The organism is Proteus sp. G2300 (assembly GCF_009915965.1).
Lineage (GTDB): Bacteria > Pseudomonadota > Gammaproteobacteria > Enterobacterales > Enterobacteriaceae > Proteus > Proteus vulgaris.
On the sequence record NZ_JAABNK010000013.1, the window covers coordinates 1 to 14,895 of the forward strand.

At 41.6% G+C, this 14,895-nt stretch carries 11 protein-coding genes, 2 tRNA genes and 2 rRNA genes; 12 read left to right on the top strand and 3 right to left on the bottom strand.

Going from position 1 to position 14,895, the window contains the following annotated elements:
* The 4 genes from GWI97_RS06965 to GWI97_RS06980 form a co-directional block, all read left to right on the top strand.
* A 23S ribosomal RNA gene (locus GWI97_RS06965) occupies positions 1–1,676 on the top strand; the annotation flags it as partial.
* 116 nt (positions 1,677–1,792) lie between these two features.
* A 5S ribosomal RNA gene (gene rrf / locus GWI97_RS06970) occupies positions 1,793–1,908 on the top strand.
* A gap of 51 nt (positions 1,909–1,959) precedes the next feature.
* Positions 1,960–2,036 (top strand) — tRNA-Asp (locus tag GWI97_RS06975).
* Between the two features lie 7 nt (positions 2,037–2,043).
* A tRNA-Trp gene (locus GWI97_RS06980) sits at positions 2,044–2,119 on the top strand.
* Between the two features lie 251 nt (positions 2,120–2,370).
* Here GWI97_RS06980 and hdfR read toward each other — a convergent pair.
* On the bottom strand, positions 2,371–3,192 hold the full coding sequence (gene hdfR, locus GWI97_RS06985) for an HTH-type transcriptional regulator HdfR (RefSeq protein ID WP_036939636.1): 822 nt from the start codon (positions 3,190–3,192) through the stop codon (positions 2,371–2,373).
* 115 nt (positions 3,193–3,307) lie between these two features.
* Between hdfR and GWI97_RS06990 the strand changes: the two genes are divergently transcribed.
* Positions 3,308–3,646, top strand: a complete 339-nt coding sequence (locus tag GWI97_RS06990; protein ID WP_036939631.1) for a DUF413 domain-containing protein — start codon at positions 3,308–3,310, stop codon at positions 3,644–3,646.
* A gap of 46 nt (positions 3,647–3,692) precedes the next feature.
* Here GWI97_RS06990 and GWI97_RS06995 read toward each other — a convergent pair whose 3' ends face one another.
* Positions 3,693–5,225: a YifB family Mg chelatase-like AAA ATPase gene (locus GWI97_RS06995; RefSeq protein ID WP_087803783.1), complete on the bottom strand. Its 1,533-nt coding sequence runs from the start codon at positions 5,223–5,225 to the stop codon at positions 3,693–3,695.
* A gap of 449 nt (positions 5,226–5,674) precedes the next feature.
* On the opposite strand from GWI97_RS06995, the gene ilvL reads away from it, so the two are divergent.
* The 6 genes from ilvL (at position 5,675) to ilvA (ending at position 12,265) form a co-directional block, all read left to right on the top strand.
* Positions 5,675–5,776, top strand: coding sequence for an ilv operon leader peptide (ilvL, locus tag GWI97_RS07000; RefSeq protein WP_071788577.1), 102 nt, complete (start codon positions 5,675–5,677; stop codon positions 5,774–5,776).
* Between the two features lie 130 nt (positions 5,777–5,906).
* A complete protein-coding gene (ilvG, locus tag GWI97_RS07005; RefSeq protein WP_036939626.1) occupies positions 5,907–7,556 on the top strand; it encodes an acetolactate synthase 2 catalytic subunit in 1,650 nt (549 codons plus the stop codon).
* A complete protein-coding gene (ilvM, locus tag GWI97_RS07010) occupies positions 7,553–7,828 on the top strand; it encodes an acetolactate synthase 2 small subunit (protein ID WP_036939623.1) in 276 nt (91 codons plus the stop codon). The genes ilvG and ilvM overlap by 4 nt, the downstream gene beginning before the upstream one ends.
* A 10-nt stretch (positions 7,829–7,838) precedes the next feature.
* Positions 7,839–8,765, top strand: coding sequence for a branched-chain amino acid transaminase (locus GWI97_RS07015; RefSeq protein WP_036939620.1), 927 nt, complete (start codon positions 7,839–7,841; stop codon positions 8,763–8,765).
* Between the two features lie 71 nt (positions 8,766–8,836).
* Positions 8,837–10,687, top strand: a complete 1,851-nt coding sequence (gene ilvD / locus GWI97_RS07020; RefSeq protein WP_036939617.1) for a dihydroxy-acid dehydratase — start codon at positions 8,837–8,839, stop codon at positions 10,685–10,687.
* A gap of 3 nt (positions 10,688–10,690) precedes the next feature.
* Entirely contained in the window at positions 10,691–12,265 is a 1,575-nt protein-coding gene (ilvA, locus tag GWI97_RS07025; RefSeq protein ID WP_036939615.1) for a threonine ammonia-lyase, biosynthetic, read from the top strand.
* Here ilvA and ilvY read toward each other — a convergent pair.
* Entirely contained in the window at positions 12,251–13,138 is an 888-nt protein-coding gene (ilvY, locus tag GWI97_RS07030) for an HTH-type transcriptional activator IlvY (RefSeq protein ID WP_036939612.1), read from the bottom strand. The two genes, ilvA and ilvY, sit on opposite strands and share 15 nt — an antisense overlap.
* Before the next feature lie 174 nt (positions 13,139–13,312).
* Between ilvY and ilvC the strand changes: the two genes are divergently transcribed.
* Positions 13,313–14,788, top strand: coding sequence for a ketol-acid reductoisomerase (ilvC, locus tag GWI97_RS07035; RefSeq protein WP_036939610.1), 1,476 nt, complete (start codon positions 13,313–13,315; stop codon positions 14,786–14,788).
* The last annotated feature ends 107 nt before the right edge of the window (positions 14,789–14,895 follow it).

Below are 14,895 nucleotides of genomic sequence, written 5' to 3' on the forward strand. Positions count from 1 at the left end.
ATGCTGGAGGTATCAGAAGTGCGAATGCTGACATAAGTAACGATAATGCGGGTGAAAAACCCGCACGCCGGAAGACCAAGGGTTCCTGTCCAACGTTAATCGGGGCAGGGTGAGTCGACCCCTAAGGCGAGGCTGAAAAGCGTAGTCGATGGGAAACGGGTTAATATTCCCGTACTGGTGGTAACTGCGATGGGGGAACGGAGAAGGCTAGGTTGTCCGGGCGACGGTCGTCCCGGTTCAAGCATGTAGGCAGAGTGATTAGGCAAATCCGGTCACTTAATGCTGAGGTGTGATGACGAGCCACTAAGGTGGTGAAGCAATTGATGCCCTGCTTCCAGGAAAAGCCTCTAAGCTTCAGGTTACCAACAATCGTACCCCAAACCGACACAGGTGGTCAGGTAGAGAATACTCAGGCGCTTGAGAGAACTCGGGTGAAGGAACTAGGCAAAATGGTGCCGTAACTTCGGGAGAAGGCACGCTGGCGGTAAGTGAAGTCCCTTGCGGACGGAGCCGAAGCCAGTCGAAGATACCAGCTGGCTGCAACTGTTTATTAAAAACACAGCACTGTGCAAACACGAAAGTGGACGTATACGGTGTGACGCCTGCCCGGTGCTGGAAGGTTAATTGATGGGGTTATCCTTAGGGAGAAGCTCTTGATCGAAGCCCCAGTAAACGGCGGCCGTAACTATAACGGTCCTAAGGTAGCGAAATTCCTTGTCGGGTAAGTTCCGACCTGCACGAATGGCGTAATGATGGCCAGGCTGTCTCCACCCGAGACTCAGTGAAATTGAACTCGCTGTGAAGATGCAGTGTACCCGCGGCAAGACGGAAAGACCCCGTGAACCTTTACTATAGCTTGACACTGAACATTGAGCCTTGATGTGTAGGATAGGTGGGAGACTATGAAGTGTGGACGCCAGTCTGCATGGAGTCAACCTTGAAATACCACCCTTTAACGTTTGATGTTCTAACCTAGGCCCGTAATCCGGGTCGGGGACCGTGTCTGGTGGGTAGTTTGACTGGGGCGGTCTCCTCCTAAAGAGTAACGGAGGAGCACGAAGGTTGGCTAAGCATGGTCGGACATCATGCGGTTAGTGCAAAGGCATAAGCCAGCTTGACTGTGAGAGTGACGGCTCGAGCAGGTACGAAAGTAGGTCTTAGTGATCCGGTGGTTCTGAATGGAAGGGCCATCGCTCAACGGATAAAAGGTACTCCGGGGATAACAGGCTGATACCGCCCAAGAGTTCATATCGACGGCGGTGTTTGGCACCTCGATGTCGGCTCATCACATCCTGGGGCTGAAGTAGGTCCCAAGGGTATGGCTGTTCGCCATTTAAAGTGGTACGCGAGCTGGGTTTAGAACGTCGTGAGACAGTTCGGTCCCTATCTGCCGTGGGCGTTGGAAGATTGAGAGGGGTTGCTCCTAGTACGAGAGGACCGGAGTGAACGCACCACTGGTGTTCGGGTTGTCATGCCAATGGCATTGCCCGGTAGCTAAGTGCGGAAGAGATAACCGCTGAAAGCATCTAAGCGGGAAACTTGCCTCGAGATGAGTCTTCCCTGTCACCTTGAGTGACCTAAAGGAACGTTTAAGACTAAGACGTTGATAGGCTGGGTGTGTAAGCGTAGCGATACGTTGAGCTAACCAGTACTAATGAACCGTGAGGCTTAACCTGACAACACCGAAGGTGTTTTGTCTGAGAGACGAAGAGTAGATAAAGTAGGCTTGTTTAAGATTGATATTACTGGCGACTGACCGAAAGGAAAGAAGCGGGTAATAAAACCGAATTTGCTTGGTGGCCATAGCGCAGCGGTCCCACCTGATCCCATGCCGAACTCAGAAGTGAAACGTTGTAGCGCCGATGGTAGTGTGGGGTCTCCCCATGTGAGAGTAGGGAACTGCCAGGCATTAAATTAAAGCATTAGTGTTGTAAAACATTAAGTGCGAAAAGAATACGCGGAGCGGTAGTTCAGTTGGTTAGAATACCTGCCTGTCACGCAGGGGGTCGCGGGTTCGAGTCCCGTCCGTTCCGCCAACTATTTAGGGGCGTAGTTCAATTGGTAGAGCACCGGTCTCCAAAACCGGGTGTTGGGAGTTCGAGCCTCTCCGCCCCTGCCAGTTACCAATTAAGTAATAACAAAATTTATACTTCTTTGTAGCCCAGTTAATTAACTGGGCTTTTTGTTATCTATCATTCTCTAAATCTTCCTTCCTAAGCATTGATTATGCTCTAGCCTAACAAATCGACAACATACATTTTCCTATACCAATATATCAGTATGATACTATTGTTATTTATTCTCATTAATGAAAAAAATAATGCTTAAGTTCTAGCGTTATTTATTGATAACCATAAAGAAATCTAAACTTTATTCATGGTTGATAGGCTGTTTTAATAGCTGTTGTATTAATGCTTGTTGATCACTGGTATTTAACCAAACAGCAAATAAAGGTTTTTGAATAATATCTGTTGAGGCTGGCGTAAGATCAGAATAAAGATCACGCCAATGTGTGGGGAGAAAAGCGACAGCATGTGTTGTTTTCATTAATTGATAGGCAATTATTGCTGAATTAGTGGTTAAAATAGGATCAATTTTCGGTTCTGTTCCATTAGGAAGAAAAGACTGAAAATCAGCACTCCACTCTATTTTGATAAATTGTGCTATTTCTTCTATTTTATCTGATTTTATTTTCATCAACTGAAAAGTAATATCACCAATAATTTTGCTTTCTAATTCATCCATCTTAGGTGCTTCAGTTGTAAAAAGAAGATCAAGTTCTCTTGCATGAAGTTGTTTTACAAGAGATTGCCTTGTAGAGACTCTAGATTCGATTCTGAGCTCTTTTCTTTCTAGATAAGATTCCTGTAACCAAGATGTTAGATAGGCTTCCCAGAGTGATGCTGTGGCGCCAATTGATAGTTCAGAATGTTGAGAAGCATGGCTAATTTCTTTTTTAGCTAAAAGCCATGTATTCATTAACGATTCAGCATAAGGAATAAGCCTTTCACCGGCGACTGTGAGGCGGATATTATTGCGATGGCGGGTAAACAGATTTGTGCCTAATTGTGTTTCTAATTGCCGTATTCTAAAACTAACCGCAGATTGCGTTAAATAAAGAGATTCAGCGGCTCGGCCAAAGTGTCTAGTCTTACTGACTTCCAAAAAGGTTTTCAGTAATTCGGTATCCACATCTATCTCCAAAAAAATTTGTCGTTACGATTTAAATATTTTGTTTTACAGAACCGCATGACTATCTAATACTCCGCGCCATAAGTATGACGATAGAGAATTAGGAGTGTGTCAGATGGCAGAAAGTTTTATCACGACTAATCGTTTTTTTGACAATAAACATTATCCGCGTGGTTTTTCTCGTCATGGCGATTTCACTATCAAGGAATCCCAGATATTGGAACGTCATGGTCAAGCCTTTAATGAACTTGATCTAGGTAAACGAGAACCTACAACTGAAGCGGAAAAATTATTTGTTGCCATGTGTCGTGGCGAACGAGAAGCAGCAACGGTTGAAGAAAAAATTTGGAAGAAATACACCAGTCGTATAAGTCGTCCAAAACGTTTTCATACATTATCGGGTGGAAAGCCACAGCTCGATCCATCTGATGACTATACCGACTCTGATGATTAATATCATTAGTTTTAGTAAAAAGGAGCGTTTTTTCGCTCCTTTTTATTTATCCATCTAATTGCTTTTGTAAGTAGATCATTAATCTATCCATTGCGCGAAAACTTAATGCTTCAATTAAATGATTTCTCTGTATTTTCTCTTCACCAGCAAGATCTGCAATTGTTCTCGATACTCTTAAAATTTTATGCCATGCTCGTATAGATAATCCTAATTTATTGAGTGTATCTTCAAGAAAAGTTGCATCACTGGTAGTTAATGCGCAATAGCATTCAATTTCTTTTCCTGTTAGATAAGTATTCACTTTTCCGCATCGCGCAAATTGTTGTTCTCTTGCTTTTAAAACTCGTGCTCTAATTGTCATGCTGTTTTCTGTCGCAAATGAGGGATGAATAAGTGCGCCTTGAGGAAGAAGGGGCATCTCGACAGATAAATCAAACCTATCTAAAAAAGGTCCAGAAACCTTGCTTAAATAGCGCAGGATCTGTTTTATTGGTGCTCGATTGTGATTACCTTGATAGTGCCCTGTTGGGCTTGGATTTAATGCACCGACCAATAATACGTTGGCTGGGTAGCTTATTTTGGCTTTTGCTCGTGAAATAGTAATTTCTCTAGCATCTAGAGGTTCTCGTAGTGCATCGAGTACACGGCGTTCGAATTCAGGCAGTTCATCTAAAAATAAAATACCGTGATGTGCTAATGTAATTTCTCCTGGTTTAGGAAGAGCCCCTCCTCCTGTTAAAGCAACAGCAGAGGAAGTATGATGTGGGGCTCTAAATGGTCTTGTAGGCCACTTTTTTTCATCAAATGTTATTCCTCTTAAACTACTAATGATTAATACATCAAGTGCTTCTTTAGCAGTTAAAGGTGGAAGAAGCGTACTTATCCTTTGCGCTAACATTGTTTTCCCTGTTCCCGGTGGGCCAAGAAATAAAATGTTGTGATTTCCTGCTGCTGTAATTTCTGCAGCTCTTTTGGCATTGCTTTGACCAATTATATCGCTCATATCTTTATTATCTTGACTTTCAATTGCGTCATTAATAATAAATTCTTCCGTTTCAATTAATGGCGTATTATTTTCTAGATGATGACAAATTTCTAAAAGATGAGAGGCTAATAACACAGATCTATTTGGTAATAATGCAACTTCAGTCTGATGTTCTGTTGATACAATGCATATTCGACGATCTTTTGAAGCACTAAGAATTGAAGGAATAATGGCGTTTACTCGTTGTAATTTTCCAGAAAGTGCAAGCTCTCCTATAAACTCATAACGTTCTAATTTATCTGAAATTAACTGTTCTGATGCAATTAATATTGCAAGTGCAATAGGTAAATCATAACGTGCCCCTTCTTTGGGTAAATCAGCGGGCGAAAGATTAATTGTTATTCTTTTGGCAGGATAAATATACCCACTATTAATTAATGCACTTCTTACTCTGTCTTTTGCTTCTTTTACGACAGTTTCAGGTAATCCAACTAATGTTAATCCGGGTAATCCCTGACTAATATGAGCCTCAATAGTAATAAGCGGAGCTGATATTCCTAAAGAGGCACGGGTATATATTATTGCTAATGCCATTTTTTATTCTCCATTATTTTTTTCTTTTTAAATTATTTTTCTTTTTGTGTTAAATAGAGAGGTAAATAAATGTGAGATATCTCGAAAATAACATAAGATATTGAAATTCAATAAATAAATAATTTAATAGGCAATTAATTAAATTAATATGAATATAATAAAAAGTATAATTGGTTTTTAACTTAAAATAATAAAATGCAATAGTAGAAAAAATAAAATAACCTGTTCTTTATTAGTATTAATAACTTTAAAATAAATATTTTTCAGTATAATATTCCGATGAATGTTTGTGATATAAAAAACATATAAAATTCATTGAGTTATAATTATTTTAAAAATAAACGTTGTCAATTCTAAAATATCATGATAACTCTAAAAGGACAGAGTGAAAGAAAACACAACACAACATAAAAACATACATTTTAAATAAGAAAAGAAGTTATAAAACTATGAATACTATCGTCCTAGTGATTAGCCTAATTATTGTCAGCGTGGTGGTGATTATTAACCCACCGTGCGGGGCTGCACTAGGACGAAGAAAGGCTAACTAAACTAGCCGGATCTCTTAAAAACCCCCGCACCGAAAGGCGCGGGGGTTTTTTTTGAGCCTGAGTTTGAAAAAGAGATTAAATTGAAAATAAATTTAAATTAAACAAGAAGTTAAGATAGCAGGGTGAGAGGATGAATGGAGCACAGTGGTTAGTACAGGCATTACGAAAACAGCAAGTTGAAACCGTCTTTGGTTATCCTGGTGGTGCGATCATGCCTGTTTATGACGCACTCTATGATGGTGGGGTTGAACATATTTTATGTCGTCATGAACAAGGTGCTGCCATTGCTGCTATTGGTTTTGCCCGTTCTACTGGCACAACGGGTGTTTGTATTGCGACATCAGGCCCAGGCGCTACTAATGTTATCACTGGACTTGCTGATGCATTGTTAGATTCTGTGCCTGTTGTTGCCATCACGGGGCAAGTTGCCTCTGATTTAATTGGGACTGATGCATTTCAAGAGATTGACGTTTTAGGTCTTTCGTTGGCATGTACTAAACACAGTTTTTTAGTCTCATCGGTGGATGAGTTACCAAGAGTATTATCAGAGGCATTCTCTATAGCCTCTCAAGGTCGCCCAGGACCTGTTTTAATTGATATTCCTAAAGATGTTCAATTGGCTGATGCTTCCCATTTATCAAGCTATGAATTACCTGAAGAACAAGAATTTCCTTACCCAACACAAGAGCTAGCACAAGCTAAGCAGATGTTATCACAAGCACAAAAACCTATTTTGTATGTCGGTGGTGGTGTTGCCATGAGCAATGCCGTGGAAACGTTAAGAGAGTTTGTGAAGCAAACAGAAATGCCAGTTGTTTCCACATTAAAAGGATTGGGTTGTGCTGATGCGTTAGATGCTAACTATTTAGGCATGTTAGGTATGCATGGCACTAAAGCGGCAAATTATGCTGTTCAGCGTAGTGATTTATTAATTGCTGTTGGTGCGCGTTTTGATGATCGCGTCACGGGGCGATTAAATACTTTTGCACCTAATGCCAAGGTTATCCATATCGATATCGATCATGCAGAATTAAATAAATTGAAACAGGCGCATGTTGCGTTATTGGGAGATGCTAAGGCGTTGTTGCCTGTTTTGTCTCAGTCATTATCTATCGCATCTTGGCAACAAGAAGTACAAGAATTAAAAACAGAGCACGCTTGGCGTTATGATCATCCGGGCTCTGCAATTTATGCACCATTATTATTAAAACAATTATCAGATGCGAAACCTAAAAATACCGTTGTGACAACAGATGTTGGCCAGCATCAAATGTGGTCGGCGCAACATATGACATTTGATGTACCTGAAAATTTTATCACCTCGAGTGGTTTAGGTACCATGGGATTTGGTATCCCAGCTGCTGTTGGTGCTCAAATAGCTAGACCAGATGCTTGTGTTATCTGCGTTTCAGGTGACGGCTCTTTTATGATGAATGTGCAGGAACTGGGCACAATCAAACGTAAACAATTACCAATCAAATTGGTGTTATTAGATAACCAACGCCTTGGCATGGTTCGCCAATGGCAAGAGCTATTTTTTGAACAACGTTATAGCGAAACCATTTTAACAGACAATCCAGACTTTGTTGCCTTAGCCAAAGCTTTTGATATCCCGGGGCAACGCATTACAGAAAAAGCACAAGTTGCTGATGCAATAAAATGTTTATTAGAGAGCGATGGCCCTTATTTACTACAGGTATCTATCGATGACGCTGAAAATGTCTGGCCTTTAGTTCCGCCGGGCGCAAGTAATGATGAGATGATGGAGAAATCAAAATGAACCAACACAATATCACAATTGAAGCCCGTTTTTGTCCAGAGATCTTAGAACGTATCCTGAGAGTTATCCGCCATCGTGGTTTTCATATATGCTCAATGAACATGAGTATCACGGAAAGTAATAATATCAATTTAAGTCTGACAGTAAGTAGCCAGCGCCCATTAGAACTTCTGTGCAGTCAGTTAACAAAATTAGCTGATGTTGCAGGTATTCAAGTATCACATCAACAGAAAGAAAAAATAAGATTCATTAGTGCACTCAGTGCCATGTAAGGATAAAAGAATGACAAAGCAAGCTGATTATATTTGGTTTAACGGTGAAATGGTTCCATGGGCTGAGGCAAAAGTACATGTTATGTCTCACGCATTACATTATGGAACTTCTGTGTTTGAAGGTGTGCGTTGTTATGATTCTCATAAGGGTCCTGTGGTCTTTCGCCATCGTGAACATATGCAACGTTTACATGATTCAGCAAAAATTTATCGTATGCCTGTTGAGCAAAGTGTTGACGAATTAATGGAAGCATGTCGCGCAACTTTACGTAAAAACAAATTGGTCAGTGCTTATATTCGTCCATTAGTTTTCATTGGTGATGTTGGTATGGGGGTGAATCCACCAGCGGGTTATAAGACAGATGTGATTATTGCTGCATTCCCTTGGGGAGCCTACCTTGGTGAAGAAGCCTTAGATAAAGGCATCGATGCGATGGTTTCTTCTTGGCATCGTGCAGCTCCAAATACGATCCCAACTGCAGCAAAAGCCGGTGGTAACTATTTATCTTCATTATTAGTGGGTAGTGAAGCGCGTCGTCATGGCTATCAAGAAGGGATAGCGTTAGATGTTCATGGCTATTTATCTGAAGGTGCGGGTGAAAACTTATTTGAGGTAAAAGATGGGGTTATCTTTACGCCTCCATTTACGTCGTCAGCTCTGCCAGGGATCACTCGTGATGCCATTATTAAACTGGCAAAAGCTCTGGGTTATGAAGTCCGTGAGCAAGTACTTTCTCGGGAATCACTTTATCTTGCAGATGAAGTCTTTATGTCCGGTACAGCAGCAGAAATTACACCGGTACGTAGCGTTGATGGTATCCAAGTAGGTATCGGACGTTGTGGCCCTGTGACCAAAGCGATTCAAAAAGCGTTCTTTGGTCTATTTACGGGGGAAACAGAAGATAAATACGGCTGGTTAGATCCAATCAATTCATAAACATAATCAAATAAATTTGTTTAGCGGGTAGATGTTCCCTACTCGCTTTCTTTATCGCAGGAGTGTGAAAAATGCCTAAATACCGTTCAGCAACAACGACACATGGCCGTAATATGGCTGGAGCCCGTGCCTTATGGCGTGCAACGGGTATGACTGATGCTGATTTTGGTAAACCCATTATCGCAGTTGTGAACTCATTTACGCAATTTGTACCTGGTCATGTGCACCTGCGGGATTTAGGAAAACTGGTTGCTGAGCAAATTGAAGCCGCGGGTGGTGTTGCTAAAGAATTTAATACCATTGCAGTTGATGACGGTATCGCAATGGGGCACGGTGGTATGCTCTATTCTTTACCATCGCGTGAACTTATTGCTGATTCTGTTGAGTATATGGTTAATGCGCACTGTGCTGATGCAATGGTGTGTATCTCAAACTGTGACAAGATCACCCCAGGTATGTTAATGGCGTCTTTACGCTTAAATATCCCTGTTATTTTTGTTTCAGGTGGCCCTATGGAAGCGGGGAAAACGAAGCTTTCAGATCAACTGATCAAGCTGGATCTGGTGGATGCCATGATCCAAGGCGCAAATCCAAATGTGAGTGATGCTGATAGTGAGCAAATCGAACGATCGGCTTGCCCAACGTGCGGATCGTGTTCAGGTATGTTTACTGCAAACTCCATGAACTGTTTAACAGAAGCACTAGGATTATCTCAACCCGGAAATGGTTCATTATTAGCGACACACGCTGATCGTGAAACACTGTTTATCAATGCTGGTAAGCGTATTGTTGAATTAACTAAGCGCTATTATGAAAAAGATGATGAATCTGCATTACCGCGCAATATCGCTAAAAAAGAAGCCTTTGAAAATGCGATGATCTTAGATATTGCAATGGGAGGCTCGACAAATACGGTTCTGCATTTATTAGCAGCCGCACAAGAAGGTGAGGTTGATTTCACTATGGAAGATATCGACAGACTTTCTCGCCAAGTTCCTCATTTATGTAAAGTGGCACCAAGTACGCAAAAATATCATATGGAAGATGTTCACCGTGCGGGGGGAGTTATGGGGATTTTAGGTGAATTAGACCGAGCCGGATTACTCAATCGCAATGTGGGTAATATCTTAGGGTTAAGCTTGCCAGAAACGTTAGCGAAATATGATGTGATGTTAACTCAAGATGAGCAAGTAAAATCCATGTTCCAAGCAGGTCCTGCAGGTATTCGTACAACAAAAGCTTTTTCTCAAAATTGTCGTTGGCCAACCTTAGATACCGATCGTGAAAATGGATGTATCCGCAGTAAAGAGCATGCTTATAGCCAAGATGGTGGATTAGCGGTGTTATCCGGTAATTTAGCGGAAGATGGTTGTATTGTTAAAACTGCCGGTGTTGATGAAGATAATTTAATCTTTAGTGGTCCTGCTAAAGTGTATGAAAGCCAAGATGATGCGGTAGAGGCTATTTTAGGTGGAAAAGTAGTGGCAGGCGATGTGGTAATTATTCGCTACGAAGGACCTAAAGGTGGTCCAGGTATGCAAGAGATGCTATATCCAACCTCTTATTTAAAATCAATGGGATTAGGAAAAGCTTGCGCACTTATCACCGATGGTCGTTTCTCTGGTGGAACATCAGGTTTATCTATTGGGCATGTTTCACCTGAAGCGGCAAATGGTGGCGTCATTGGTTTAGTGGAAGAAGGCGATATTGTCTCTATCAATATTCCAACCCGAGAGATCTCATTAAAGGTAGATGATAAAACGTTATCAACTCGTCGTGATGCACAAAATGCCCGTGGTGATAAAGCATGGACACCACAAAATAGACAGCGCCAAGTTTCGTTTGCCTTACGTGCTTATGCCTCTTTAGCCACCAGTGCCGATAAAGGTGCGGTGCGTGATAAATCTAAATTAGGGGGCTAAGAAATGGCTGCCTTTAGACCTTTAAATTCAGCGCCAAGTAGCGCTGAATATTTAAAAGCGGCGCTGAGCGCACCTGTTTATGAAGCCGCAATAGTAACTCCGCTTCAAGAGATGACAAAAATCTCTGAACGTTTAGAAAATACGATTTTAGTTAAGCGTGAAGACAGACAACCAGTTCATAGCTTTAAATTACGTGGTGCTTATACCATGATTGCTGGATTAACGCCTGAGCAAAAAGCGAAAGGTGTCGTGACGGCGTCAGCGGGGAACCACGCACAAGGTGTTGCGTTGTCAGCCAATCGAATGGGAGTAAAAGCACTCATTGTGATGCCAGTGGCAACAGCAGATATCAAAGTTGATGCTGTTCGCCAATTTGGTGGAGAAGCGTTGCTTTATGGTGCTAATTTTGATGAAGCCAAAGCAAAAGCTATCGCGCTATCTGAAGAGATGGGATACACCTTTGTCCCGCCTTTTGATCATCCTGCGGTAATTGCAGGACAAGCAACATTGGCAATGGAACTTTTACAACAAGATGTTCATCTTGACCGTATTTTTGTGCCTGTTGGTGGCGGTGGTTTAATTGCAGGTGTCGCGGTATTAATAAAACAACTTATGCCAGAGATTAAGGTGATTGGTGTGGAAGCTGAAGAAGCTGCATGTTTAAAAGCGGCTTTAGAGGCAGGACATCCCGTTGAATTAGCAAGAGTTGGATTATTTGCAGAGGGTGTTGCGGTTAAACGTATTGGCGATGAAACTTTCCGTTTATGCCAAAAATATGTTGATGATGTGATCACTGTTGATAGCGATGCTATTTGTGCCGCAGTAAAAGATTTATTTGAAGATGTGAGAGCAATTGCAGAGCCTTCAGGCGCATTGGCATTAGCAGGACTTAAAAAATACGTTGAAGAGCATCAAATAAAAGGGGAACGTTTAGCCCATGTACTTTCTGGTGCAAATGTGAATTTTCATGGTTTACGTTATGTTTCTGAGCGTTGTGAATTGGGTGAGAAACGTGAAGCCCTGTTTGCGGTGACTATTCCTGAACAAAAAGGCAGTTTTTTACGTTTTTGCCAAATTTTAGGTCAACGCGTTGTCACTGAATTTAATTATCGTTATAGCGATGCTGATCCTGAAAATGCACGTATTTTTGTCGGAGTGCGTTTAAGTCAAGGGCTACAAGAGCGTAAAGAAATCTTACGCGAGCTGACAGTCGCTGGTTATCAAGTTGCTGATTTATCTGATGATGAAATGGCAAAATTGCATGTGCGTTATATGGTGGGTGGTCGTCCTAATAAACCGCTTAAAGAGCGTCTTTTTAGTTTCGAGTTCCCTGAATCGCCAGGTGCTTTAATGAAGTTTTTAAAAACATTAGGGACTTACTGGAATATCACACTATTCCATTATCGTAGTCATGGTACTGATTATGGACGAGTGCTGGTGGCATTTGAATTACCTGAGACCGAAGGGCGCTTTGAACGGCATTTAGATGACTTGGGGTATGAATATCATGATGAGACAGGAAATCCCTCTTTTCAGTTGTTCCTGTCACCACAAACAAAAAGTTTAGTCGTGGAGTAATCGCCAAAACGCGCTGATCACAGGCTCTTTAAGGCGTTTGTTTAATCCACAAACGCCTAGCTCGAAAGGCTCTACCATTGAAATATTATCAAGCAACGAGATGCGATTACGAACGGGCTCTGGGCAGTTATCAACGACAACTTGTGGAATAAGCGCAATACCACAACCTAATGCGACCATTGAGACAATTGCTTCATGTCCTGAAACCGTCGCATAAATTAAAGGGTTATGGATACGATGTCGCTTAAACCATAACGCAATTCGTTGTCGTGATGGACCATGTTCAGGAATGATAAACGGAATATTGAGCCAGTCGGGTTTCTCTTGCGTGGCAAGATGGCGAACATTACAAGGTAGCGCTGGTGCAATTAGCACTAATGGGATTTCGCCTATTTTTTCGAAGCAAATATTTTCCGGTAGTTTTTCCGGTTTCCCTGCAATACCTAAATCCGCTTCGTCAGATTGCACTTTATCAACAGCATCAGCGGCATCACCTGTCGTGAGTTTTATTTCGACTAATGGGTTTTCAGCTCGAAAACGGTCAAGAATAGGGGGTAAATGACTGTAAGCGGCAGTAACAGAACAAAATAGGCGTAACTCACCAGAAAGGCTAGGGCTATTTTGATTTAGCGTGTGTTTAAGTTGCTTATATTGCAACAAGGTTTGTTGGGCATAGCGCTTTAATTGTTCGCCAGCATCAGTAAGAGTGACTTGTCGGTTGTCACGTAAAAAAAGTGGGTGGCCTAAGCTTTCTTCAAGACGTTGAATTTGACGAGATAGCGTAGAAGGGCTGACATGCATGGCATGTGCAGTCTTGGTGAAATGACAACTTTCCGCTAAATGCAAGAAAAGCTTGAGATCTCGAATATCCATTGTCAGCCACCTATTTGAAGTAAAGAAAAAGAACGTTGCATTTTTTGCAACATTATCTTGTAAATATATCAATTTAAGCAATGGCTTTCATCCCCTATAGTAAAGTCATGCAACACCTCACGGAGAGTGGGGATAATAATAGCAAACACATACACAACGATTTTGGAGTCTTCTATGGCAAATTATTTTAATACATTGAATCTGCGTCAGCAGTTATCGCAATTAGGTAAATGTCGTTTTATGTCGCGTGAAGAATTTGCTGATGAAGCAAATTATCTGAAAGGCAAAAAAGTCGTTATCATTGGTTGTGGCGCACAAGGTCTTAACCAAGGCTTAAATATGCGTGATTCTGGCTTGAATATCGCCTATGCATTACGCCAAGAAGCAATTAATGAAAAACGTGCATCATGGCGTCGAGCGACTGAAAACGGTTTTGAAGTCGGAACTTATGAAGCACTGATCCCACAAGCAGATTTAGTCGTTAACTTAACGCCAGACAAACAACACTCAGCGGTTGTTCAAGCGGTTCAACCGCTGATGAAATCAGGTGCTGCATTAGGCTATTCTCATGGTTTTAATATCGTTGAAGTGGGCGAAAAAATTCGTGATGACATCACCGTTGTGATGGTTGCACCGAAATGCCCTGGTACCGAAGTGCGCGAAGAATATAAGCGTGGTTTTGGTGTTCCGACACTGATTGCAGTTCACCCAGAGAACGATGCAAAAGGTGAAGGTATGGCTATTGCCAAAGCATGGGCTGCAGCAACTGGTGGACATCGTGCTGGCGTTTTAGAGTCATCATTCGTAGCCGAAGTAAAATCAGACTTAATGGGTGAGCAAACTATTCTGTGTGGTATGTTACAAGCAGGTTCACTGTTATGTTATGACAAAATGGTTGCTGATGGTGTAGAGCCAGGTTATGCAGGTAAGTTAATTCAGTTTGGCTGGGAGACCATTACAGAGGCATTGAAGCAAGGTGGTATCACCTTAATGATGGACAGATTATCTAATCCAGCGAAAATGCGTGCTTATGCGTTATCAGAGCAATTGAAAGAAATTATGGCGCCACTGTTTGCAAAGCATATGGATGATATTATTTCAGGTAAATTCTCTGAAACCATGATGGCAGACTGGGCAAATGATGATAAAAACTTGCTGACATGGCGTGAAGAGACTGGCGCAAGTGCTTTTGAAAACTACCCTGAATATGAGGGTAAAATCAGCGAACAAGAGTACTTTGATCACGGTGTATTAATGGTTGCGATGGTGAAAGCTGGTGTTGAATTAGCCTTTGATACGATGATTGAAGCGGGGATCTTTGCTGAATCAGCCTATTATGAATCACTGCATGAATTACCATTGATCGCAAATACTATTGCTCGTAAGCGTTTATATGAAATGAATGTGGTTATCTCAGATACCGCAGAATATGGTAACTATCTGTTTTCATTTGCCGTTGTGCCGATGTTGAAAGAGTTTATGGCAACACTGCAACCTGGCGATTTAGCGAAGAAAGTTCAAGATAATGGGACAGATAACGCACAGTTACGTGATATCAATGAAGCCATTCGTCAGCACCCCATTGAAGCCGTAGGTAAAACGTTGCGTGGGTATATGACGGATATGAAGAAGATTGCAGTTGGTAATTAATTTTTCGTCGCTATTTACGCGATAACCTCCGTTGTCGCCTTCTTCTCACGCAAATAGCTTAGAAAAATAAGCGAAGATTGAAGATTAAATTTTATTTTAAACCGCAT

What these genes read in the sequence shown, in the direction of transcription:
- ilvC (WP_036939610.1), top strand. Translation starts at nt 13,313, where the DNA reads ATGGCAAATTATTTTAATACATTGAATCTGCGTCAGCAGTTATCGCAA.
- ilvG (WP_036939626.1), top strand. Translation starts at nt 5,907, where the DNA reads ATGAATGGAGCACAGTGGTTAGTACAGGCATTACGAAAACAGCAAGTT.
- ilvA (WP_036939615.1), top strand. Translation starts at nt 10,691, where the DNA reads ATGGCTGCCTTTAGACCTTTAAATTCAGCGCCAAGTAGCGCTGAATAT.
- GWI97_RS06990 (WP_036939631.1), top strand. Translation starts at nt 3,308, where the DNA reads ATGGCAGAAAGTTTTATCACGACTAATCGTTTTTTTGACAATAAACAT.
- ilvM (WP_036939623.1), top strand. Translation starts at nt 7,553, where the DNA reads ATGAACCAACACAATATCACAATTGAAGCCCGTTTTTGTCCAGAGATC.
- ilvY (WP_036939612.1), bottom strand. Translation starts at nt 13,138, where the DNA reads ATGGATATTCGAGATCTCAAGCTTTTCTTGCATTTAGCGGAAAGTTGT.
- ilvL (WP_071788577.1), top strand. Translation starts at nt 5,675, where the DNA reads ATGAATACTATCGTCCTAGTGATTAGCCTAATTATTGTCAGCGTGGTG.
- ilvD (WP_036939617.1), top strand. Translation starts at nt 8,837, where the DNA reads ATGCCTAAATACCGTTCAGCAACAACGACACATGGCCGTAATATGGCT.
- GWI97_RS07015 (WP_036939620.1), top strand. Translation starts at nt 7,839, where the DNA reads ATGACAAAGCAAGCTGATTATATTTGGTTTAACGGTGAAATGGTTCCA.
- GWI97_RS06995 (WP_087803783.1), bottom strand. Translation starts at nt 5,225, where the DNA reads ATGGCATTAGCAATAATATATACCCGTGCCTCTTTAGGAATATCAGCT.